This window comes from Sphingomonas sp., from assembly GCF_030145815.1.
Lineage (GTDB): Bacteria > Pseudomonadota > Alphaproteobacteria > Sphingomonadales > Sphingomonadaceae > Sphingomonas.
In genome coordinates this window covers 89701-111911 of the sequence record NZ_JAIXHL010000016.1, presented here as the reverse complement: position 1 = coordinate 111911, position 22211 = coordinate 89701, and the positions used below count along the sequence as shown (strand labels likewise).

Genomic DNA, 22211 nt, shown 5'->3' with positions numbered 1-22211 from the left:
GAGAACACGCTGCTCTTTGCCTTCATCGGCCAGGCGGCAGGCCAAGCAGGCATCCTGCTCATCGCCGCCTCTGCTGGCGAACATTGAGCCCCGCCGCCGAAAAGGCGACTACGTCAACGGCCTGTTACGCAGCGCGCAAAAAAACCGGGCGACGTGTTCCCACGCCGCCCGGCAGAAATCCCCATGCGTAGCGAGGATCAGAAGCGATAGCTGATCGTCCCCAGCACCTGGCGCGGGGCAATATAGGTTTCGTAGGTCTGCGCGCTGCCATAGGGATCGGAGAAGCGTGAATTGACGCCCGCCTTGTCGAACAAATTGGTCACGGTCAGGCTGAAGGCCAGGTTGGAGCCTTCCGGGGCATATTGCGCGAACAGGTTGACCTGGGCGTAATCGGGCGTGGTGTCGTAGATCGAGTTGTTGAACAGCCGATATTGATACTCGCCGCGATAAATCACCGTAGCCTTTGCGGTCAGCTCACCGCCGGCGACAATGTTCTGATAGCCGAGCGTGGCGCTGCCCTGAACCTTTGGAATCTTGGGCACATTATTGCCGTTGATGTTGGCGCGCGCGCTGTCGCGGGCGAGGGCTGCGGCGTAGAAATTGGCGAAGAACTCGCCGGTGCCGTAATAGCCAGCTGCATTCTGCGCGAGCACCGCCGCCGCCGGGTCCAGCGCCAAGAAATCGGCGTTGAACTTGCCGCGGGTGAACGAAACGCTGCCGTCCAGCGACCAGTGATCGTCGAACTTGAACCCGCCTTCGATCTCCAGGCCATAGATTTCGGCGCTGGGTGCGTTGGCGACCCCTTCGCCGAACAGGATCGCGTCCTCGTCCAGGAACTGAAGGTTCGAATAATCATAGTAGAAGGCCGACAGGTTGAGCCTGCCCTTGCCCCCGGCGAAGCTGTTCTTCGACCCCAGCTCGAACGAATTGACCGTTTCGGGCTGATAGGTCGGGCGGATGCCATTGGCAAAGCCCAGCACCTGCGGCGCCGCGCCCGCCGCCGATGCGTTCAGCCCGCCCGGCTTGAAGCCGCGCGTATAGCTGAAATAGATCATGTTGTTCGGCGTCAGCTTGTAATCGATCGCCGCCTTGCCGGTCCATTCGGTGGTGGTCAGGCCTGGGGTCGGGGTCGGCTGAAGATAGGCGCCCGCGGTGATGGTGGGGCCGCCGCTATTAGTGTCGGACACGCCCGAAAATGAATCGTGATTGTAGCGCAGCCCTGCGGTCAGCTTGAGGCCGTCGACCAGTTCATACGATGCCTCGACATAGCCGGCATAGGCTTCGCGCGTGATTTCGGACAGCTCGGCATAGGTGACGAGCGGGACGAGCGGACTGTTAAACGGCGTCGTAGCGGGTAAGGCGGGGGCATAGGGGTCGCCCGTGTTCGCCCGATATTCGACGATATATTGCGCGTTCTTCGACCACAGATACACGCCGCCGACGATCCAGCTGAACGGCCCGTCCCCGGTCGAGGACAAGTTGACCTCCTGGGTCCAACTTTCGGTATTCTGCTGCCACAAGGGGACGTGGTCGTAACGCGCGCCCAACCGCTCGGGGTTGCCGTTCAGCGCAGGCTTGTACCCACCCAGCACATTGCGCTCGAACAGATCGCCGGTCAGCCCGTCGCCGTCCCACGCCTGGCGGCTGTAGAGCTTCTGGTAGCTGGTGATCGACTTGGCGATCGCGAAACCCGTGTCGAACCGGACGACGCCATAATAAAGTTCGGTGTCGATGATCGACCGCCCCGGATAATCCTGGGTCAGCACGCGCGGGTCGGGATTGGGATCGAGGATGTTCTTCTGCGCCGGACCATGGGTGTCGGCTTCATACTGGATCGTCGTCAGCAGGACCGACAGAGTGTCGGTCGGCTGCCAGATCGCGGCCAGTTTCCAGCCAATCTCATTCTGATCGTCCAGATCATATTCGCTGGTGCCCGGCACCCCCGTCGCGACCGCATAGCCGTCGCGCTTCTGATATTGCACCGCGCCGCGGATCGCGAACTCTCCGACCGGAAGGTTGATCGCGGCGCTGCCCTGCGTCAGCCCGTAATTGCCCACCCCAACGCTGAGGTCGCCGGCAAAGCCGCTGGTCGACGGCTGATTGGTGACGACGTTGATCGTCCCGCCGGTCGACCCCTGGCCAAAAGTGGTACCCTGCGGGCCGCGCAGCACCTCGACCTGGGCGATATCGATAAAGGCCGCGTTGGCGGCGATCGAGTTGAAGATGTAAACGCCATCGACATGGAACGACACGCCGGGCTGGGTGTTGGCGTTTTCCGGCGTTTCGGACCCGACCCCGCGGATCGAGATCAGCCGCTCGCCACCGCCGCTGCGTGCGACGACCAGCCCCGGGACGGTCCCGTTGAGACCGGTGATTTCGGTGATGTTCGATTCCTTCAGCGTTTCGGCCGTGACGGCCGTGACCGACAGCGTCGCGTCCTGAAGGCTGGTGTCGCGTTTGGACGCGGTGATGACGATCTCGCCCGCCTGATCATTCTCGACCGGGTCTGCCGCCGTCCCCGTCTCCGCCCCCCCGGGCGCCGTATCGCGTGCCGCGGCAAGGCCGGGCGTCATTGCCAATGTCGATGCGGTCGCCGCCAATGCGAGCCGCCATGCCGTCACACCGAAGTTGCTAGATGCGTTTTTCATCGCCATCCCCCAATCGTGTTGATCCTCCCGCGATGGGGCTCCCGTTGGCTCAGGATGCTCCCGACAGTGACGGGATTGAGCCACCGCGCTGGGCTGGGGTCTTGTGCGCAAGCGAATAACTAATTGACCCGAAACCGACATAAACGGGCGGAGTCGCGCGCTGAATTGGTGTGCGATCGTTCGTAGTTTGTTGAAATGTAAGTGAAACAGATGGCCGGGCGGAGCGCGGCGATGTATCAGGCGTCCGTCGCTGCGCTGCGGCGCAGTTTTGCGAAATCCACCAGTTGCTGCCCCACCAGCGCGAGTTGCGCGGCAATCGCCGGGTCGCTGCATCCGTCATCCGCAAATCTGCACTGGCTCGAATTGACCGTGACGCCCAGCGGTGTCGGCCAGCCGCGCAAGGCATGGACGATCGCGCGCAGCGTGGCCAGCGTGCTCCCGGTCGCCTGCCACCCATAAGCGGTGACGATCAGCCCGACCGGCAGTCCGTCGAGATAGGGACGCGCGTCCCGTGCCGTTTCTTCGAGATAATCGAGCGCGTTCTTGACGATCCCAGAGACTGAGCCGTGATAGCCGGGACTGGCGATCAGCACCGCGTCGGCACCGCGCACGGCATCGACCAGCGCGCGCCCGATCGCATCATCCGCCGCGGCTGGCGTCAGATAATGCGGCAGCAGTGCGAGTTCGCCGCCGCCGAACAGCCGGGTCCGCGCCCCAGCCGCACCTGCTGCGTCCAGTGCCAGTCGCAACGCCGCTTCGGTCGAAGAAGATGGCTTTGCCGTGCCGCCGATGCCCACGATATTCAGCTGTCGCATGTGCAATCTCCGCTTCCCTCGACACCGCTGGCCGGGAGCGGACGGGATTGGTCAGCACAGCTTCATGGTCAATTGCCTGGTGGGTCGGTGCGCCTCAGCACAGATTTTCGTGCAACCAGCGCCAAATGCCGCCGCACTGCAGCGCGACGATATGCGAATGTGCGGGAGCATAGGGCGCGTTGGAGGCCCGAGCCGGAATCGAACCGGCGTGCAAGGATTTGCAGTCCTCTGCGTAACCACTCCGCCATCGGGCCTCGACAGCGAGGGCGCGATGTGCGCGGGGCAAGCGCCCGTGTCAACCGCTGTTGCGAATTTTGCGCCGGACGTTGCTTGGCGCGGACGGCGGCACGCGATACAAGCGCGCGAGCGAACAAGTGTATTGCATGACTATAACAGTTGTGCGAACAGGGCTGGAGTGATGATGACCGCGACCACCGAACCCATGGGCCATGAGGCCGCCCGCGCCGCGATGGTGGCGAGCCAGCTGCGCACCAGCGGCGTCAATGACGCGCGTGTGGTCGCCGCGATGGCACAGGTCGCGCGCGAAGAATTCCTGCCCGAATCGCAGCGCGCGTTCGCCTATCGCGACCGGTCGCTGCCGCTCGGCAATGGCCGGATGCAGAACCCGCCGCTTGCCACCGGCCTGCTGCTGACCGAAGCGCGGATCGAGGCGGGGGAGAAGGTGCTGATCGTCGGTGCAGCGGGCGGCTATGCTGCGGCGTTGGCCGCACGGGTTGGGGCCGCGGTGACGGCGGTCGAGGAAGATGCGGATCTGGCCGCACTTGCGCGTATCGCGCTGGGCGACAGCGTGACGCTGGTCGAAGGGCCGCTGTCCGCGGGTGCGCCTGCCGGTGCGCCCTATGACCTGTTGCTGATCGACGGCGCGGTGGAGCAGATTCCTGATGCGCTGGCGGATCAGGTGCGCGAAGGGGGGCGGGTGGTCACCGGCCTGTCCGATCGCGGCGTTACCCGCATCGCGTCGGGCGTGCGGACCGCCACGGGTGTCGGCCTCGCGAGCGTTGTGGATAGTGAATGTGCTGTTTTGCCCGGCTTTACCAAGCCGCGCGGGTTCCAGTTCTGAGGAAAGCGAACGTGATGCGATTGAGCCTGATCCTTGCCGGCGTGAGTCTTGCCGGTCTGACGCTTCCCGCGCTGGCGCAGACCGTGCCGCCGGCGGGGCAGGCGCCTGCCGCGCAGCCGACCGAGACGCTGCGCGAGGCGCTGGTCAAGGCCTATCGCACCAATCCGGATATCACCGCCGAGCGCGCCAATCTGCGCGCGACCGACGAGAATGTGCCGATCGCCCGCTCGCGCGGGTTGCCGGGCGTGTCGTCGACCGGTGCCTATAGCGAGAGCCTGTCGAACACCGATTCCTCTCCAGCGTCGGTGCCGCGCCAGGGTAGCCTGGGCGTCGACCTCAGCGTCCCGATCTTTTCGGGCGGCGCGGTGCGCAATTCGGTGCGTGCAGCGGAAACCCGCGTTGAGGCCGGCCGTGCCGGCCTGCGCAGCGTCGAAGCGGCGCTCTTCACCGATGTCGTCGCCGCCTATATGGACGTGATCCGTGACGAAGCGACGGTGCGGCTGAACCAGCAGAATGTCCGCGCGCTCGACGTCAATCTTCAGGCGACGCGCGACCGGTTCGAGGTGGGTGACCTGACCCGCACCGACGTGGCCCAGTCCGAAGCGCGGCTCGCGCTGGCGCAGAGCCAGTTGCAGGGGGCCGAGGCGCGGCTGATCTCCAGCCGCGAGAATTACATTCGCGTCGTCGGCACCGCGCCCGGCACGCTTGCCCCGCCGCCGCCGCTTCCCGGGTTGCCCGCCAATCCGGATCAGGCAGTTGCGACCGCGCTGACCGACAACCCGGCGCTGGAGGGCGCGCGCAAGGCGCGTGAAGCCAGCGGCTATGACGTCCGTGTCGCGCGTGCGGGCCGTTTGCCCACTGTCAGCGTTGGCGTCGGTGGCGACTATTATAACCGCTTTGGATCGGTTCCCGGGGCGGGGCAGCTCGCCGGCGTGCAGAATGACGGCTTTGCCACCTCGGCGGGCGTGAGCCTCAGCATCCCGCTGTTCCAGGGCGGCCGCCCGGCGGCGCAGGTGCGTCAGGCACAGGCGCGCGAATCGGCGTCGATCGAACAGGTTACCGCGACCGAACGTGGCGTGATCGCCCAGGCGCGCTCGGCCTATGCCGTCTATCAGTCGGCGCTGCGCGTGATAGAGAGCAGCCGCGTGGCGGTGCAGGCGAACCAGCTGAGCCTTGAGGGCGTCCGCGCCGAAAACAGCGTCGGCACGCGCACCATCCTCGACATCCTCAACGCCGAGCAGGAACTGCTCAACAGCCAGGTCCAGCTGGTGACGGCGGAGCGCGACGCCTATGTCGCGGGCTTCGCGGTGCTGGCGGCGATGGGCCGCGCGGAGGCCGAGGATCTGGGGCTCGACGGCGGGCCGCTCTACGACCCGGTCGCGAATTACGATCGCGTCCGGGGCAGCTGGTCCGACTGGCGCGACAATCCCACGCCGGAGGCAGAGGCAACCCGCACGGTGAACACACCGGCGCAGAATCCCAATGTTTCCGGTCCGGTCGATCCCCAGCCGCGTTGAACAACGCTTGCTGAAGAGTTGACATTCCTACCGTAAATCTAACAGGTGGCGGCGACTGCGATTCCTGGTTAAGGAATGATGATGGGGGACGTGAGCAACGAGCCGTCGATGGAGGATATTCTTTCCTCCATCAAACGCATCATCGCCGAAGAGGGCGATGCAGCGACTGCGAATCGTTCGCGCCGTCCGGCCCGCGCCGCCGCGCCGGCGCCCGCTCCAGTCGATGATGATGAAATTCTGGAGCTGAACCAGCCCGCGCCGAGCGAGCCGGCTCAGCCCGAGGCGCATCGTGCGCCGATGCCGATGCAGCGTGAGACGCCGCGCGTCGATCTGCGCGATGTTGCGCCGGAAGTTGCGCCGCAGCCTGCGCCCGAACCGATCCTCTCGCCGACCACCGCGCAAGCGACGCGCGGTCCGCTGGAGGCGCTGTCGCGGATGGTGGAGAAGCCCGAGCCCGCTCCGGCCCCGGCGATTCCAGCCGGTGAAACCTCGCTGGAGGGCATGGTTCGCGAGATGATTCGCCCGATGCTGCGCGACTGGCTCGACGCCAATCTGCCGCGCATGGTCGAGGAAATGGTTCAGCGCGAGATTTCCCGGATCGCCGCAGGTCGCGACTGACTTGCCTAACGTGTGTCGCCCGTTAGAGGGCGGGGCATGAGCGAACTTCCGAAGACCTTCGACCCCGCCGAGATCGAGCAGCGCTGGTACGCGCATTGGGAAGCCAACGGGCTGTTCCGGCCCGAGCGTCCGGGCGCGCAGCCCTGGACCATCGTCAACCCGCCGCCCAACGTGACGGGTTCGCTCCATATCGGCCATGCGCTCGACAATACGCTGCAGGACATCCTCGTCCGCCATGCGCGGCTTAAGGGAATGGACGCGCGCTGGGTGGTCGGTATGGACCATGCCGGCATCGCGACGCAGATGGTGGTCGAACGCCAGCTCAACGCGCGCCAGCAGAAGCGCACCGACTTCACCCGCGAGGAATTCATCGCGAAGGTGTGGGAGTGGAAGGCGGAGAGCGGCGGCGCGATTACCGGCCAGCTCCGGCGCCTCGGCTGTTCGATGGACTGGTCCGACGAACGCTTCACGATGGACGAAGGCTTTTCGAAGGCCGTGCTCAAGGTCTTTGTCGATCTCTACAATCAAAAGCTGATCTACCGCGACAAGCGCCTGGTGAACTGGGACCCGGGTCTTGGCACCGCGATCAGCGACCTTGAGGTCGAAACGCGCGAGGTTGCGGGCAAGTTCTGGCACCTGCGCTACCCGCTCGCCGATGGCAGCGGCTTCATCCATGTCGCGACGACGCGGCCGGAGACGATGCTGGCCGATATGGCGGTCGCGGTGCACCCGACCGACGAACGCTACACGGCTTTGGTCGGCAAGCAGGTGCGGCTGCCGATCACCGGTCGCCTGATCCCGATCGTCGCCGACGAACATGCCGATCCGGAGCTGGGTTCGGGCGCGGTCAAGATCACGCCGGGGCATGATTTCAATGACTTCGAGGTTGGCCGCCGCGCCGGAATCGAGGCACGCGACATGCTCAACATGCTCGATGCCAAGGCGGCGATCTGTCAGACCTCGGACGGGTTGATCCCGGCCGAGCTGATCGGCCTCGACCGCTTCGATGCGCGTGAGCAGGTGGTGGCGCGGCTCAAGGATGAGGGCTTCCTCGTCGCCTGGACCGACAAGGACGGCAACGAACACGACGCCGAACCGCGCAAGATCCAGACGCCGTTCGGCGACCGCTCCGGCGTGGTCATCGAACCGTGGCTGACCGACCAATGGTATGTCGACGCCGCGACGCTGGCGAAGCCCGCGATCGAGGCCGTGCGCTCGGGCGCGACCAAGGTGGTGCCGAAGAGCTGGGAAAAGACCTATTTCAACTGGATGGAGAATATCCAGCCATGGTGCGTCAGCCGCCAGCTATGGTGGGGGCATCGGATTCCGGCATGGTTTGCTGAGGACGGCAGCGTCTATGTCGCTGAATCCGAGGCGGAGGCGCAGGCGCAGGCGGGTGAGGGCGTTGCCCTGACGCAGGACGAAGACGTCCTCGACACCTGGTTCTCCTCCGCGCTCTGGCCGTTCGCGACGCTCGGCTGGCCCGAGAATGACGACCCCACGCTCGGCGGACGTTATCCCAACGACGTGCTGATTTCCGGCTTCGACATCCTGTTTTTCTGGGATGCGCGGATGATGATGCAGGGTTTGCACTTCATGAAAGAAGTGCCGTTCAAGACCTTGTATCTGCACGGACTTGTCCGCGCCGCCGATGGCGCGAAGATGTCCAAGTCCAAGGGCAATGTCGTCGATCCGCTCGGTCTGATCGACCAATATGGCGCGGACGCGCTGCGCTTCTTCATGGCGGCGATGGAGAGCCAGGGCCGCGACGTGAAGATGGATGAGAAGCGGGTCGAGGGCTATCGCAACTTCGCGACCAAGCTGTGGAACGCCGCGCGCTTCGCCCAGTCCAACGGCATCCGCGCCAGCGAACAGGTCGAGCCGCCCGCCGCGACCCTCGCCGTCAACAAATGGATCATCGCCGAAACGGTGTCGGCGGTGCAGGCGATGGACCTCGCCTTCGCCGACCACCGCTTCGACGGCGCGGCCAACACCATCTACCAGTTCACCTGGAGCCGCTTCTGCGACTGGTATCTGGAGCTGATCAAGCCGGTGCTGCAGACCGAAGGCGCGGAAGGTGCCGAGGAGACGCGGCAGGTCGCCGGCTGGGTGCTCGACCAGATCCTCGTCATGCTCCACCCGTTCATGCCCTTCATCACCGAAGAGCTGTGGTCGAAAATGGGTGACCGGCCCGACACGCCGATTATCACCGCCAAATGGCCGATGGCGGATGCGCGCGCGCTCGATCCCGAAGCGGCGCAGGAGATCGACTGGCTGATCCGGCTGGTGAGCGAGCTGCGCGCGGCGCGGACCGAGCTCAACGTGCCGCCGGGCGCGCGGCTGGCGCTGCATGTCCGCGATGCGCATGCCGATACGCTGGAGCGGCTGACGCGCCAGAATGCGGCGCTCGCCCGTCTCGCCCGCGTCGACCGCGCCGAAGGTGAGGCCCCGGCGGGCGGTGCGCTGCAGATCGTGGTGGACGAGGCGACCTATGTCCTCCCGCTCGAGGGCGTCATCGACCTCGACGCCGAACGCGCTCGCCTGACCAAGGCGATCGCGGCGGCGGAGAAGGAGCGCGACAGTCTGAACGCGCGCCTGTCCAACCCCGCCTTCGCCGAGAAGGCCAAGCCCGAGGCGGTGGAGAAGGCGCGGGCGGACCATGCCGAGAAGTCGGCCGAAGCGGCGCGGCTGAGCGCGGCGCTGGGGCGGCTGGGGTAATCACCTCTGTCGTCGCCCCGGCCTTGAGCCGGGGCAGTGCTTCTTCGCGTGGGAAGGTCAGCCCGGCCCCGGGTCAAGCCCGGGGCGACGGTGGAGGCGGTGGCAAAACCCGGCTCGTTCAGGGTGGATTTTCCGCTTTCCTACAAACCCCGGTCCAGCATATCTGGATGGTCCGATGACCCATCTGACCCACCCGGCGCTCGCTGCCCTATACCAGCCTGCGTCAAACACCGCCGATGGTGTAAAGCCAGTGTAAACTTACGCGACACCGCACCGCTTGCGACCGCGCGGGACTTGGCTCAAAAGCGCGCCATGTCCCACTATCCCGCACTTCGCCTCCGCCGCACTCGCAGCTCCGCGTGGAGCCGCCGCCTTCATGCCGAGACTTTGCTGACCCCGGCGGACCTGATCTGGCCGCTGTTCGTGACCGACGGGGAGGGGGTCGAGGAGCCGATCGCCAGCCTGCCCGGCGTGTCGCGCTGGTCGGTTGACGGCATCGTGGCACGGGCGAAGGACGCCGCAGCGGCGGGGATTCCGTGCCTGGCGCTGTTCCCCAATACCCCGCCCGCGTTGCGCACCGAGGATGGCGGCGAGGCGCTCAACCCCGACAATCTGATGTGCCGGGCGATCCGGGCGATCAAGGATGCGGTGCCGGGAATCGGCGTGCTGACCGATGTCGCGCTCGACCCCTATACTGCGCATGGCCATGACGGGTTGGTCGATGCGGCCGGCTATGTGCTCAACGACGAGACGGCGGAAGTGCTGGTCGGGCAGGCGCTCAATCAGGCGCGCGCCGGGGCGGACGTCATCGCGCCCAGCGACATGATGGACGGACGCGTCGGCCTGATCCGCGAGGCGCTGGAGGATGAGGGCTTCGTCAACGTCCAGATCATGGCCTATGCCGCCAAATATGCCTCGGCCTTTTACGGTCCGTTCCGCGATGCGGTGGGATCGCGCGGGCTGCTGAAGGGCGACAAGAAGACCTATCAGATGGATCCGGCCAATGCCGAAGAGGCGCTGCGCGAAGTCGCGCTCGACCTCGACGAAGGCGCGGACAGCGTGATGGTCAAGCCGGGGCTGCCCTATCTCGACATCGTGCGCCGCGTGAAGGAGCGGTTCGAGGTGCCGGTCTTCGCCTATCAGGTGAGCGGCGAGTACGCGATGATCGAGGCGGCGGCTGCGGCGGGTGCGGGCGACCGCGACGCGCTGGTGCTGGAAACGCTGATGGCGTTCAAGCGGGCCGGGTGCAGCGGGGTGCTGAGCTATCATGCGCTCCATGCCGCGCGGCTGATGGGCGGATGATCGAGACTGAACGGCTGATCCTGCGCCCGCCGGTGGAGGCCGATCACCCTGCGCTCTACGCGATGTGGGCCGATCCGGCGGTGATGGCCGATCTGGGTCCGGTCAAGGACGATGCGGCGAGCGCGGCGGCGCTGGCGCGGCATGATGGCTATCGGCACGAGGGGCTGGGGTTCCTGAGCGTTGTCCGCAAGGAGGACGATGCGGTCATCGGCTTTTGCGGGCTGAAGCGCGGCGATGCGCAGAACCCGATTGCGGGGCAGGTCGAGGCGGGGTGGATGCTCGCGCGGGCCTATTGGCGACAGGGCTATGCACTGGAGGCGATGCGCGCGGTGCTGGCGTGGGGGTGGGCCAGTTTCGACGTGCCGCACATCGTCGCGATCACGTCGCAGCGCAATGTCGCCAGCCGGGCGATGATGGAGCGGCTGGGCATGGCCTATATCGAAGGCGGCGATTTCGATCATCACGCCTTTGCGGCGGATGACCCCTTGCGCCGCATCGTCACCTACCGCATCACGCGGCCACGTAACGCGTAAGCCGGAAGGGGAGGCGATGAGCGCCGAAGCAGTCGCCGAACCACAATCGGGCGCCCCCGGATGGCTGAAGGGTGCGAGCGGCCCGCTGTTCGTCCTGACGATCTTGCTCGGCAGCTTCCTGCTGTTTCTGGTCCAGCCGATGATCGCGCGGATGGCGCTGCCGCGGCTGGGCGGTGCACCCGCGGTGTGGAACAGCGCGATGCTGATCTATCAGGCGCTGCTGCTGGGCGGCTATGCCTATGCGCACTGGCTGGGCCGGGTGCCGGTGCGGCAGCAGGCGATGATCCATCTGGGCGTGCTCGCCGTCGCGGCACTTTGGCTGCCGATCGGGCTGATGGCGATGCAGATGCCGGCCGATGCCGAGCCGGCGGTATGGGTGCCGTGGCTGCTGGCGGCGTCGATCGGGCCGCTGTTCTTTGCGATTTCGGCGCAGGCGCCCTTGCTGCAGCGCTGGTTCGCCGCCGCGTCGGGCGGGCGCGATCCCTATGCGCTCTATGCCGCGTCGAATGTCGGCAGCTTTGGCGGGCTGATCGCGTATCCGTTGCTGGTCGAGCCTGGAATGGCGTTGCACGCGCAAAGCTGGCTGTGGACCGGTGGCTATGCGCTGGTGTTCGTCGCGGTGGCGGCGTGCGCGCTGCTGTTGCCGCGCAAGGTGGCGCATGAGCCGCATGTGCATGCGACCAGCACCCCGCCATCGAAGCGGCGCGTGGCGCACTGGATCGCGCTTGCGTTCGTGCCGTCGGGGCTGATGCTGGCGACGTCGAGTTTTCTGACCACGGATATCGTCGCGGTGCCGATGCTGTGGGTGCTGCCGCTTGGCCTGTACCTGCTGAGCTTCACGATTGCCTTTGCGACGCGGCGTGGGGTCGCGGTGGTGCTGACGCGGTTCGCGCCGATCACGATCCTGTTGTTCGGCGGGCTGATGATCGCCGGGCACAATGCCAATCCCGAGCTGAATGCGCTGATGGCGCTCGCCCTGCTGTTCATGGTGGCGGTCGCACTGCACACGCATATGTATGATTTGCGGCCCGAGGCTGACCGGCTGACGGGATTTTACCTCGCCATGTCGGTTGGCGGTGCGCTGGGCGGCGTGTTTGCGGCTCTGGTCGCCCCTTTGGTGTTCGACTGGACCTATGAATACCCGATCCTGATCCTCGCGGCCGGGCTGCTGGTGCCGCAGGAGTGGCTGTTGCCCTTTTTCCGGCGGTTATGGGGCGAGGATGCGCAGGGGCGTCGCGTCCGCATCCTTGTCGTAGCGCTGATCGTTGCGCTCATCGTCTGGTTCGGGGTGTCGAAGGGTTCCGACCTGCTGGGCCAGCGGCAGGCGGGCATTCTTTACCTGACCCTCGCATTGATCGGGTTGTTCACGGTCGGCATGCGGGTGCCGTTCATGATCGTGCTGGCGGGGGCGCTGTTCCTGTTCGGCGGATTCCGGTCGATCGCGATGAGCTGGCAGGGCGATTTGCGCACGCGCAGCTATTTCGGGGTCTATACGATCACCGATCTGGCGGATCAGAAAAGGCTGGCGCATGGCACGACGCTGCATGGCGTGCAGCTGGTGGGGAATTCCGAGCGGCTGAAGCTGCCGACGACCTATTATGTCCCCGGATCGGGGGTGGGGCAGGCGATGCAGGCATTGCCACCGTTGTACGGCCCCAATGCCCGGGTGGGCGTGGTCGGGCTGGGGACGGGGACGCTGGCCTGTTACGCCAAGCCGGGCCAATCATGGCGCTTCTACGAGATCGACCCCGCCGTGGTGCAACTCGCGCGCGGGCCATTCCGGTTCCTGGAGCAGTGCCGCCCTGATGCCAAGATCGTCCTGGGCGATGCGCGCGTGCGGCTGAACGACGAACCAGCGCAAAGTCTGGACCTGCTGGTGCTCGACGCCTTTTCGTCCGACGCAGTGCCGATGCATCTGATGACGCTGGAGGCGTTCGCGACCTATGACCGCGTGCTGGCGCAGGACGGTTTGCTGCTCGTCCATATCTCCAACCGTTTCCTGGCACTGGAGCCGGTGGTCGAGCGCGCGGCGAAGCTGGGCGGTTGGTCGGCGGCCCAGCTGACCTATCACCCGCCGCTGATCGAGGAGCTGAACGAAGCGGCGACGTCGGACTGGATCGCGCTGTCGCGTTCGCCGCAGAAGCTGGCGCAGCTGACGGCGCGCGCGGATGGCTGGCGCAGGCTGGAGGGGCGGCCGGGCTTTACGCCATGGACCGACGATTATGCGACGATCCTGCCGGTGCTGCGGAGCTTGAACAAGGATTTGCCGTAGGGGCATCGACCTTCAATTCCCCTCCGTGAAAGGGAGGGGAGTGTAAAGCGGGATGCCGATGCGGGCCGGGACTATCCCGCCAGCGCGTCTTCGAGTGCCTGGACCTTTTCGGCCTGTTCGGCTGCCGCCCGGGACAGGCTGGCGATCGCCGCGTCGAGCGCGGGATAAGCGGGGGTGCCGGCCTGAAGCCGCGCGGCTGCGGTTTCCTCGAGTGCCGTCACGATTTCCACAGTTTCGCCGCGCGCGCGATTGAGGTCGGCGAGTGCGGTTTGCGCCGCGAGCCAGCTGTCGCTGCCCGGCGCGACGCCGCGCGCCACCGCGACGCGTGATTCGGCTTCCATCGCGAGTGAGCGGAAGCGGGTGGCAATGGTCTCGGCTGCCGCCAACTGCTCGGCCACGCGCGAATCGAGCGCGGCGTCCGGCGTGACGACCGGATCGGGGCGCACCACCTCACCCGCGTCGCGCGATTCGATCGGGCGCGGCAGCAGCGAGGGATAGCCGTCGCCAGTGGTGCTGCAGGCGCTGAGCGCTATGGGAAGCGCGAGGAGGGCTGGGTGTCGCATCGCCGCGGGTGTATGCCGCAAAGAAAGTCTGCGCAACGGGCTTGCCTTTCGCAAAAACCGCTTCTATCAGCGCCCCTCCACTGCGCACCCGTAGCTCAGCTGGATAGAGCATCAGACTACGAATCTGAGGGTCGGACGTTCGAATCGTTCCGGGTGCGCCATTCAAAGCCCCGCCAGGCAATCGCCCGGCGGGGCTTTGTTGTTTCCGGGTGCGCACACGGATTGGTGTGAGATGTCATTGCGATTACGCAACGATCCTCTAACTTTCTGGCTTTGTGGGCGTTTCCCGTGCTATCGGGTGGTCATGGGGACGCTGACGGTTATCACCTGTCTGATTCGCGGGCATCGCTGGACGCATAGTCGGACGCGTGAGGGCTATCGCACGTGCAAGCGGTGTCGGCGGCGTGAGCCCGATCCCGCTTACGGGCCGCTGCCGCCGCACGACGACTAAAAGCTATAGGGCACCGGGGCACGGATGTCGGGATCGATCCGGATCTCGCTCGCTGCCGGGGGGAAGGCGCGCTGGTCGCAATCGGCGCGTGGGCAGATGCGACAGCTCGTGCCGATCGGCGTGGCGTTGCCGCCCGGGCGCAGGCCGTCGGCATAGACGAAGTCGGCCGCATGCAGTTCTTCGCAGCCCAGTGCCACGGCATAGCGGCGCGGGGGACGGTCGTAGCTGGCCGATGGCTTGACCAGCCCCTTGGCCATGATGACGTAGCGTGCGCCGTCGGGCGTCTCGGCCAGTTGGGTCAGGATGCGGTCAGGGATCGCCACCGCCTCATGCACCACCCAGAGCGGGCAGGCGCCGCCGAATCGCGCGAATTCGAGGCGGGTCGCCGAATGCCGCTTGGTGATGTTGCCGGCCATGTCGATGCGGCAGAAGAAGAACGGGATGCCCTGTGCGCCGGGGCGCTGGAGCGTCGAGAGGCGGTGGCAAGCCTGTTCGAAGCTAGTGCCGAAACGCTGGCGCAGCCGGTCGATATCGTGGCGCAGCTCGCGCGCGGCGTCGCGGAAGCGGGTGTACGGCATCAGCAGCGCGCCTGCCGCGTAATTGGCGAGGCCAAGCGCGAGGAGTTCGCGGGCCGCCGGTGAGGCGAGGCCGCTGGCGTCAGCGACCGCGCGCATCTCGTTCGCGAATTCGAGCGCGGCGAGGCGTTGCGCGAGGAGGAAGGCGCGGCTTTCGGGGGGCAGGACGCCGCTGATCGCCAGCCGCCGGGTATCGGGGTCGAAGCGCGATAGGCGGGTGTCGTCGTCGCGCGCTTCGGCGATCGCGATGCCGTGCCAGCCGCGTAGCCGGTCCTCGATCGCGCGGGGATGGTCGAAACTGTCGGCCAGCGCCTCAGCGGCGCGGTCGAGCGGGTCGATGTAATTGCCCTCGGCCTGATACCAGTCGCGCACCGCCTCCCACGGCAGCGACCCGTCGCGGCCCGCGCCGCTTTCGACCTTGTCGTCTAGGACGCGCAACTGCGCCTGACTGCGGCGCCAGGCGTCGTGGAGCGCGACCATGCGGCGGGTGAGGGCGGGGTGTTTTTCGACCCCGCGCCGGACTGCGGCCTCGTCGAGCGTTGCGGTGGGGATGCTGGTGTCGGTTGCGGCGTCGATTGCGCGGACCAATTCGGCGGTACTGTCGTCGCTGCCGACCTCACCCCATTGTTCGGGAAATTCGCGGCTGAGTGCGACGAGCACCGGCGGGGTGAGCGGGCGTTCCTCATTCTCGATCTGCGAAAGATAGCTGACCGAGACGCCGAGCCGCGCGGCGAGTGCGGCCTGTGGCAGTCCCAACCGCTTGCGCAGGTCGCGGACTCGGTGACCGGCGAAGAGGCGGCGGCGTTGTTCCATGGTACAAGCATATATGCAGAGTCCTAAGATGCAACTTCGCAACATTGCATTTGCACGGATGCGCGTGTCCTGTGCAGGGGCTGGCCAAGGGAGTACGCCATGTCTTCGACGATCGAGGAACTCGAACGCCGCCGCGCCGCGGCCCGGCTGGGCGGGGGCCAGAAGCGGATCGACGCGCAGCACGCCAAGGGCAAGCTGACCGCGCGCGAGCGGCTGGAAGTGCTGCTCGACGAGGGATCGTTCGAAGAACTCGACATGTATGTCGAGCATAACTGCGTCGATTTCGGCATGCCGGATCAGATCGTGCCCGGTGATGGCGTCGTCACCGGATCAGGCACGATCAACGGTCGGCTCGTGTTCGTGTTCAGCCAGGATTTCACCGTGTTCGGCGGGTCGCTGTCGGAGCGGCACGCGCAGAAGATCTGCAAGATCATGGACATGGCGATGAAGGTCGGCGCGCCGGTCATCGGCCTCAACGACAGCGGCGGCGCGCGCATTCAGGAGGGCGTCGCGTCGCTGGCAGGCTATGCCGAGGTGTTCCAGCGCAATGTGCTGGCAAGCGGCGTGGTGCCGCAGATTTCCTTGATCATGGGGCCGTGCGCTGGTGGTGCGGTCTATTCTCCTGCGATGACCGACTTCATCTTCATGGTGAAGGATTCATCGTACATGTTCGTCACCGGCCCGGATGTAGTGAAGACCGTTACCAACGAGATCGTCACGCAGGAGGAACTGGGCGGAGCTGTGACGCATACCACGAAGTCGGGCGTTGCCGATGTGGCGTTCGAGAATGATATCGAGGCGCTGCTGGCGGCGCGCGACTTCGTGGACTTCCTTCCCGCGAGCAATCGCGAGAGTGTGCCCGAGCGGCCATGCAGCGACCCGTGGGACCGCATCGAGGACAGTCTCGACACGCTGATCCCGCCGAGCGCGAACCAGCCCTACGACATGCATGAGCTGATCGCGAAGACGGTGGATGAGGGCGACTTCTTCGAGGTGCAGCCGACGCATGCGGGCAACATCATCATCGGCTTTGGGCGGATCGAAGGGCGGACCGTCGGCATCGTCGCCAACCAGCCGATGGTGCTGGCGGGCGTGCTCGACATCAATTCGAGCAAGAAGGCGGCGCGGTTCGTGCGCTTCTGTGATGCGTTCGAGATTCCGATCGTGACCTTTGTCGATGTGCCGGGCTTCCTGCCAGGTGTCGGGCAGGAGCATTCGGGCATCATCAAGCATGGTGCGAAACTGCTGTTCGCCTATGCCGAGGCGACGGTGCCCAAGATCACGGTGATCACGCGCAAGGCCTATGGCGGGGCGTATGACGTGATGGCTTCGAAGCATCTGCGCGGTGACCTCAACTATGCCTGGCCGACCGCCGAGATCGCGGTGATGGGCGCGAAGGGCGCGGTCGAGATCATCTTCCGCGGGCGCACGCCGGAGGAGATCGCCGAGAAGACCGCAGAATATGAGGCGCGCTTCGCCAACCCGTTCGTCGCGGCGAGCAAGGGGTTTGTGGACGAGGTCATCATGCCGCATTCGACCCGGCGGCGGATCGCGCTGGGGCTACGGAAGCTGAGGAACAAGAGCCTCGAAAATCCGTGGAAGAAGCATGACAATATCCCGCTGTGAGTAAGGATGTCATCATTGCGGCTAGCCTCTTGGCAGGTGGGTTATGGTTGGCGCTCCATTATTTGAGCGGGGCTGTTGCGGCGCATCGGAGGGGCGTCGTTAAATCTCACCCGTTTGGGAATGAGATCAGGCGCGGTGGTCCGGGTTTTTCGTCAGCAGTATTTGCGAGTTACGTTGCATCGCTGATCGGTATGATTTTCGTTGTGGTAGGAGCAGGTATGCTGATCGCCCTCTTGGCAAGTACCGACTTGTGACACGCGGTCGCTTAAATCATGGCGGCATCGCGTTGGCGGGCGCGGTAGCGCTGCTGGCAGGCTGTCAGCAGGCACCCGAGAGCGGCAATACGACCGCGCCGACCCCATCTGCTACCCCGACCGTTGCCGGCGTGCGCGCCTTGCCCGAGGCGGAGCAGCTCAAGCTCGCCTTCCGCACAGCCTATGGCAAGGATGGGGCGGCGCAGGTGCGCGACGGTGATTCCGACGTCATCAATGTGAAGCCAGGACAGCTGTTGTGGATCGGCGACACCGCGGTGCTGCTAAGTCCCGGCGCGAACGAGTCCGATTGCCACGCCTGTTCCGGCGCACTGGCGATCGCCTATCTGAAGCCCGAGGGCGAGGGGTTCGCTGTAACCGGCAAATGGCCGACTTTGGTGCGCGGTTCCGGTTGGGGCGCGGAGCCGGAGTGGCGGGTGGCGAATGAGTTCACCGACAATCCGGCGATCTATGTCGAGAGCGGCTGGTCGGGGCAGGGCTATTCGTGCGGTGGCGCGTCGATCACCGAATTGAAGCCCGACGGGCCGGTCCAGTCGGAGCGTGTGTGGCTGTCGGCGTCGAACGAGGGTGCGGTCGATGAGACGACGGGTAAGACCTTTGGCGGCGAACCGCTGAGCAATCTCGAGGGCAAGATCGTCGATGTCGTGAAGGGCAAGTCGTTCGCGGTGCAGGCGAGCGGGACGGCGACGTTCGTCGAACGATACGAATATCGCGATGGTAAGTTCGTGCCGCTTCAGAAGGAGTCGCGGCTGTCGTGCTGAGTGGCTTCGTCCTTCAGTCCCCCTCCCGCTTGCGGGAGGGGTTAGGGGAGGGGCTGTCCTCCTCGATCAGAAGCGTCGCGTGCGGACAGGCCCTCCCCCGGCCCCTCCCGCGAGCGGGAGGGGAGTTGCAGTGAAACTCGGCCGTTTGAACCATATCGGCGTTGCGACGCCGTCCATCGCGGAGTCGATCGCCTTCTATCGGGACGTCATGGGCGCCGAGACGATCCACGAACCCTTCGACCTGCCGGCGCAGGGGGTGAAGGTGTGTTTCGTCGATACGCCCAACACCCAGATCGAGCTCATCGAGCCCTTGGGCGCGGACTCGCCGATCCACGGCTTTCTGGCGAAGAACCCGGCGGGCGGGCAGCATCATGTGTGCTACGAGGTGCCCGACATCCATGAAGCCAAGGCGTGGTTCGAGGCGAAAGGCGCGCGGGTGCTGGGCGAACCGCGCATCGGGGCGCACGGGACGCTGATCTTCTTTGTCCATCCGCGTGACATGGGCGGGGTGCTGACCGAGATCATGGAAACGCCGAAGGGAGAGGCGCATTGACCGACGAGACCGTCCTTTACAGCCTCGACAATGGCGTCGCGACGATCCGGCTCAACCGACCCGAGCGGCTGAACGCGGTGACGTTCGACATGCTCGACCTGATCCGCGCGTCGTTGCTGCGCGCGGTAAACGAGGGCGCGCGGGCGGTGCTGCTGACTGGCGAGGGGCGGGCGTTCTGCTCCGGCGCGGACTTGGCGGGACGGATGGATCGCGGGCCGGTCGATCCGGCGGAGAGCCTGGAGTTTCACTACAACCCGCTCGCCGAGACGCTGTCCAAGCTGCCGATCCCGATCGTCACCGCGATCAACGGGCCAGCGGCGGGTGCGGGCGTGGGCATTGCGCTGGGCGGCGACATGGTGGTGATGGCGAAGAGCGCGTATCTGCTGCTCGCCTTCAGCAATATCGGGCTGGTGCCGGATTGCGGCGCGACCTGGCTGGTCGCCAAGTCGGCGGGGCGGGCCAAGGCGCTGGAGATGGCGCTGCTGGGCGAGAAGATGTTCGCCGATGACGCAAAGGACGCAGGGCTCGTGGCGCGGGTGGTCGAGGACGATGCGCTGATGGTCGAGGCGGGCAAACTCGCCGCTACGCTCGCCGCCAAACCGACCATTGCGCTGGGCCTGATCCGCGCGCAGATCAAGGCGGCACTCAACAACACGCTGTCGGAGACGCTGAGCGTCGAGGCGGCGCATCAGCGGATTGCGGGCAAGACCGAGGATTTCCGCGAAGGCGTGATGGCGTTTCTCGGCAAGCGCGCGCCGGAGTTCAAGGGTAAGTAAATGCGTGAGAAACCGACCCCCGCCGACTGGAAGGCGCTGGCCGACAAGGAAGTGAAGGGCCGTGACCTGACCTGGCGCACGCCGGAGGGGATTGACGTCAAGCCGCTCTATACGGCGGACGACGTGACCGCCGATCCGGGTCTGCCCGGCTTTGCGCCGTTCACGCGCGGGGTGCGGGCGTCGATGTATGCCGGGCGGCCGTGGACGATCCGGCAATATGCGGGCTTTTCGACCGCGGAGGAGTCCAACGCATTCTACCGCCGCAATCTGGCGGCGGGGCAGAAGGGGCTGTCGGTCGCGTTCGATCTGGCGACGCATCGCGGATATGACAGCGACCATCCGCGCGTGACCGGTGACGTCGGCAAGGCTGGCGTGGCGATCGACAGTGTCGAGGATATGAAGATCCTGTTCGACGGCATCCCGCTCGACCAGATGTCGGTCAGCATGACGATGAACGGCGCGGTGATCCCGATCCTCGCCTTCTTCATCGTCGCGGGCGAGGAGCAGGGGGTCGACAAGAGCCTGCTCGACGGGACCATTCAGAACGACATTCTGAAGGAGTTCATGGTCCGCAACACGTACATCTATCCGCCCGAGCCGTCGATGCGGATCATCTCGGATATTTTTGCATATACCTCGGCCAACATGCCGAAATTCAACAGCATTTCGATCTCCGGCTATCATATGCAGGAGGCCGGGGCGACGCAGGTGCAGGAGCTGGCCTTCACCATCGCCGATGGCATGGAATATGTGAAATATGGGGTCGCGAGCGGCCTCGACATCGACAAGTTCGCCGGGCGGCTGAGCTTTTTCTTCGCAATCGGTATGAACTTCTTCATGGAAGTCGCTAAATTGCGGGCAGCGCGGGTGTTGTGGCATCGCGTGATGACGCAGCTGGGCGCGAAGGACGAGCGCAGCAAGATGCTGCGGACCCATTGCCAGACCAGCGGCGTGTCGCTGACCGAGCAGGACCCGTACAACAACGTCATCCGCACGACGATCGAGGCGATGGCAGCGATGCTGGGCGGGACCCAATCGCTGCATACCAACGCGCTCGACGAAGCGATCGCGCTGCCGACCGATTTCTCCGCGCGCATCGCCCGCAATACGCAGCTGGTGATCCAGGAAGAGACCGGCATGACCAATGTCGTCGATCCGCTGGGTGGCAGCTATTATGTCGAGGCGCTGACCCAGGAGCTGGTCGACAAGGCGTGGGCGATCATCGAGCGGGTCGAAGGCGAGGGCGGGATGGCCAAGGCGGTCGCCGCCGGCTGGCCCAAGGCGATGATCGAGGAAGCAGCCGCCGCCACCGCCGCGCGGATCGACCGGGGCGAGCAGGTGATCGTCGGCGTCAACAAATACCGCAAGACCGAGGAAGACCCGATCGACATCCTCGACGTCGACAACCATGCGGTGCGCGAAGCGCAGGTGGCGCGGATCGCGCGGGTCAAGGCGACGCGCGACGAAGCGGCGTGCCAGGCGGCGCTGGACGCGCTGCGGGACGGCGCGCGGGGGGATGGCAATCTGCTGGAACTCGCAGTCGTGGCGGCGCGGCACCGCGCGACGCTGGGCGAGATCAGCCTGGCGATGGAGGATGTATTCGGGCGGCACGGGACGGTGCCGACCCCGGTCAAGGGCGTCTATGGCGGCGCCTATAATGCGGACGATAGCTGGGAGCGGTTGAAGGACGGCGTTGCCGCGACCGAACGCCGGCTGGGCCGTGCGCCGCGCATGCTGGTCGCCAAGATGGGGCAGGACGGGCATGATCGCGGGGCGAACCTCGTCTCCTCCGCATTCGGCGATCTGGGGTTCAAGGTGGTGCCGGGTCCGCTGTTCCAGACGCCGCAGGAGGCGGCCGAGCTGGCGCTGGCCGAGGATGTCGATGTGGTCGGCGTCTCCAGCCTGGCGGCGGGGCACAAGACGTTGATCCCGCAGCTGATCGGCCATCTGCGCGACGCCGGGCGGAGCGATATCAAGGTGATCGCGGGCGGGGTGATCCCGGCGCAGGATTATCAGGTGCTGCGCGACGCGGGGGTGCAGGCGATCTTTGGCCCAGGGACCAATTTGGTCAATGCGGCGGAGGAGGTGCTGACGCTGCTCGGCCATAATATGCCGCCGCAGGGCTGGGGGGACGAATGAGCGTGAATCAGGCAAATGTCGAACAGGAGGGCTGTGTGCTCTTCCCTCCCGCCCATGACCATTTACTAGGCGCGACTGGCATCGCGCTGATCTCGGTTGGCAGCGCCGTCAAAGTGAGCTTGGCCCGCGACGCCGTTGATGGGATGGCGGCGCGGTGAGTATCGCGCTGCTCTTTCTC

Annotated in this window: 17 protein-coding genes and 2 tRNA genes; 14 read left to right on the top strand and 5 right to left on the bottom strand. The window is 65.8% G+C overall.

What is annotated here, in order from left to right; genetic code table 11:
• Window positions 1–197 precede the first annotated feature (197 nt).
• From KYX69_RS15205 to KYX69_RS15195, 3 genes are all read right to left on the bottom strand, one after another.
• The gene (locus KYX69_RS15205; RefSeq protein ID WP_300498665.1) at window positions 198–2648 is read right to left on the bottom strand and encodes a TonB-dependent receptor; all 2451 of its coding nucleotides are present in this window, start codon (window positions 2646–2648) and stop codon (window positions 198–200) included.
• Between the two features lie 236 nt (window positions 2649–2884).
• Entirely contained in the window at window positions 2885–3463 is a 579-nt protein-coding gene (locus KYX69_RS15200) for an NADPH-dependent FMN reductase (RefSeq protein WP_300498664.1), read from the bottom strand.
• A 180-nt stretch (window positions 3464–3643) separates the two neighbouring features.
• A tRNA-Cys gene (locus KYX69_RS15195) sits at window positions 3644–3717 on the bottom strand.
• Window positions 3718–3881: 164 nt separating this feature from the next.
• Between KYX69_RS15195 and KYX69_RS15190 the strand changes: the two genes are divergently transcribed.
• From KYX69_RS15190 to KYX69_RS15160, 7 genes are all read left to right on the top strand, one after another.
• Window positions 3882–4544 carry a protein-L-isoaspartate O-methyltransferase gene (locus KYX69_RS15190; protein ID WP_300498663.1) on the top strand — a complete coding sequence of 221 codons (663 nt, stop codon included), beginning with the start codon at window positions 3882–3884 and terminating at the stop codon, window positions 4542–4544.
• A 14-nt stretch (window positions 4545–4558) separates the two neighbouring features.
• On the top strand, window positions 4559–6061 hold the full coding sequence (locus KYX69_RS15185) for a TolC family outer membrane protein (protein ID WP_300498679.1): 1503 nt from the start codon (window positions 4559–4561) through the stop codon (window positions 6059–6061).
• Window positions 6062–6142: 81 nt separating this feature from the next.
• Window positions 6143–6679, top strand: a complete 537-nt coding sequence (locus tag KYX69_RS15180) for a DUF2497 domain-containing protein (RefSeq protein ID WP_300498662.1) — start codon at window positions 6143–6145, stop codon at window positions 6677–6679.
• Window positions 6680–6715: 36 nt separating this feature from the next.
• On the top strand, window positions 6716–9397 hold the full coding sequence (locus KYX69_RS15175; protein ID WP_300498661.1) for a valine--tRNA ligase: 2682 nt from the start codon (window positions 6716–6718) through the stop codon (window positions 9395–9397).
• A gap of 312 nt (window positions 9398–9709) precedes the next feature.
• A complete protein-coding gene (gene hemB / locus KYX69_RS15170) occupies window positions 9710–10699 on the top strand; it encodes a porphobilinogen synthase (RefSeq protein WP_300498660.1) in 990 nt (329 codons plus the stop codon).
• Window positions 10696–11232: a GNAT family N-acetyltransferase gene (locus tag KYX69_RS15165; RefSeq protein ID WP_300498659.1), complete on the top strand. Its 537-nt coding sequence runs from the start codon at window positions 10696–10698 to the stop codon at window positions 11230–11232. Before hemB ends, KYX69_RS15165 begins: the two co-directional genes overlap by 4 nt.
• 16 nt (window positions 11233–11248) lie before the next feature.
• Entirely contained in the window at window positions 11249–13504 is a 2256-nt protein-coding gene (locus KYX69_RS15160; protein WP_300498658.1) for a fused MFS/spermidine synthase, read from the top strand.
• A 71-nt stretch (window positions 13505–13575) separates the two neighbouring features.
• Here KYX69_RS15160 and KYX69_RS15155 read toward each other — a convergent pair whose 3' ends face one another.
• Window positions 13576–14067 (bottom strand): hypothetical protein, encoded by a 492-nt coding sequence (locus tag KYX69_RS15155; RefSeq protein ID WP_300498657.1) that lies wholly within the window; start codon window positions 14065–14067, stop codon window positions 13576–13578.
• An 84-nt stretch (window positions 14068–14151) separates the two neighbouring features.
• Between KYX69_RS15155 and KYX69_RS15150 the strand changes: the two genes are divergently transcribed.
• Window positions 14152–14228: transfer RNA gene (locus KYX69_RS15150), tRNA-Arg, on the top strand.
• A gap of 286 nt (window positions 14229–14514) precedes the next feature.
• Here KYX69_RS15150 and KYX69_RS15145 read toward each other — a convergent pair.
• The gene (locus KYX69_RS15145) at window positions 14515–15906 is read right to left on the bottom strand and encodes a short-chain fatty acyl-CoA regulator family protein (protein WP_300498656.1); all 1392 of its coding nucleotides are present in this window, start codon (window positions 15904–15906) and stop codon (window positions 14515–14517) included.
• Window positions 15907–16005: 99 nt separating this feature from the next.
• Between KYX69_RS15145 and KYX69_RS15140 the strand changes: the two genes are divergently transcribed.
• The 6 genes from KYX69_RS15140 to KYX69_RS15115 all read left to right on the top strand — a co-directional run bounded on the left by KYX69_RS15140 (window position 16006) and on the right by KYX69_RS15115 (window position 22191).
• Entirely contained in the window at window positions 16006–17532 is a 1527-nt protein-coding gene (locus KYX69_RS15140; RefSeq protein ID WP_300498655.1) for an acyl-CoA carboxylase subunit beta, read from the top strand.
• Between the two features lie 250 nt (window positions 17533–17782).
• Window positions 17783–18565 carry a hypothetical protein gene (locus KYX69_RS15135; protein ID WP_300498653.1) on the top strand — a complete coding sequence of 261 codons (783 nt, stop codon included), beginning with the start codon at window positions 17783–17785 and terminating at the stop codon, window positions 18563–18565.
• Between the two features lie 130 nt (window positions 18566–18695).
• Window positions 18696–19118 carry a methylmalonyl-CoA epimerase gene (gene mce, locus KYX69_RS15130; RefSeq protein ID WP_300498652.1) on the top strand — a complete coding sequence of 141 codons (423 nt, stop codon included), beginning with the start codon at window positions 18696–18698 and terminating at the stop codon, window positions 19116–19118.
• Entirely contained in the window at window positions 19115–19894 is a 780-nt protein-coding gene (locus tag KYX69_RS15125; RefSeq protein WP_300498651.1) for an enoyl-CoA hydratase-related protein, read from the top strand. Before mce ends, KYX69_RS15125 begins: the two co-directional genes overlap by 4 nt.
• Window positions 19895–22033, top strand: coding sequence for a methylmalonyl-CoA mutase (gene scpA / locus KYX69_RS15120; protein ID WP_300498650.1), 2139 nt, complete (start codon window positions 19895–19897; stop codon window positions 22031–22033).
• A complete protein-coding gene (locus tag KYX69_RS15115; protein WP_300498649.1) occupies window positions 22030–22191 on the top strand; it encodes a hypothetical protein in 162 nt (53 codons plus the stop codon). The genes scpA and KYX69_RS15115 overlap by 4 nt, the downstream gene beginning before the upstream one ends.
• The last annotated feature ends 20 nt before the right edge of the window (window positions 22192–22211 follow it).

Coding starts and splice junctions, on each gene's coding strand:
- KYX69_RS15205 (WP_300498665.1), bottom strand. CDS start 2,648: ATGAAAAACGCATCTAGCAACTTCGGTGTGACGGCATGGCGGCTCGCA.
- KYX69_RS15200 (WP_300498664.1), bottom strand. CDS start 3,463: ATGCGACAGCTGAATATCGTGGGCATCGGCGGCACGGCAAAGCCATCT.
- KYX69_RS15190 (WP_300498663.1), top strand. CDS start 3,882: ATGATGACCGCGACCACCGAACCCATGGGCCATGAGGCCGCCCGCGCC.
- KYX69_RS15185 (WP_300498679.1), top strand. CDS start 4,559: ATGCGATTGAGCCTGATCCTTGCCGGCGTGAGTCTTGCCGGTCTGACG.
- KYX69_RS15180 (WP_300498662.1), top strand. CDS start 6,143: ATGGGGGACGTGAGCAACGAGCCGTCGATGGAGGATATTCTTTCCTCC.
- KYX69_RS15175 (WP_300498661.1), top strand. CDS start 6,716: ATGAGCGAACTTCCGAAGACCTTCGACCCCGCCGAGATCGAGCAGCGC.
- hemB (WP_300498660.1), top strand. CDS start 9,710: ATGTCCCACTATCCCGCACTTCGCCTCCGCCGCACTCGCAGCTCCGCG.
- KYX69_RS15165 (WP_300498659.1), top strand. CDS start 10,696: ATGATCGAGACTGAACGGCTGATCCTGCGCCCGCCGGTGGAGGCCGAT.
- KYX69_RS15160 (WP_300498658.1), top strand. CDS start 11,249: ATGAGCGCCGAAGCAGTCGCCGAACCACAATCGGGCGCCCCCGGATGG.
- KYX69_RS15155 (WP_300498657.1), bottom strand. CDS start 14,067: ATGCGACACCCAGCCCTCCTCGCGCTTCCCATAGCGCTCAGCGCCTGC.
- KYX69_RS15145 (WP_300498656.1), bottom strand. CDS start 15,906: ATGGAACAACGCCGCCGCCTCTTCGCCGGTCACCGAGTCCGCGACCTG.
- KYX69_RS15140 (WP_300498655.1), top strand. CDS start 16,006: ATGTCTTCGACGATCGAGGAACTCGAACGCCGCCGCGCCGCGGCCCGG.
- scpA (WP_300498650.1), top strand. CDS start 19,895: ATGCGTGAGAAACCGACCCCCGCCGACTGGAAGGCGCTGGCCGACAAG.
- KYX69_RS15115 (WP_300498649.1), top strand. CDS start 22,030: ATGAGCGTGAATCAGGCAAATGTCGAACAGGAGGGCTGTGTGCTCTTC.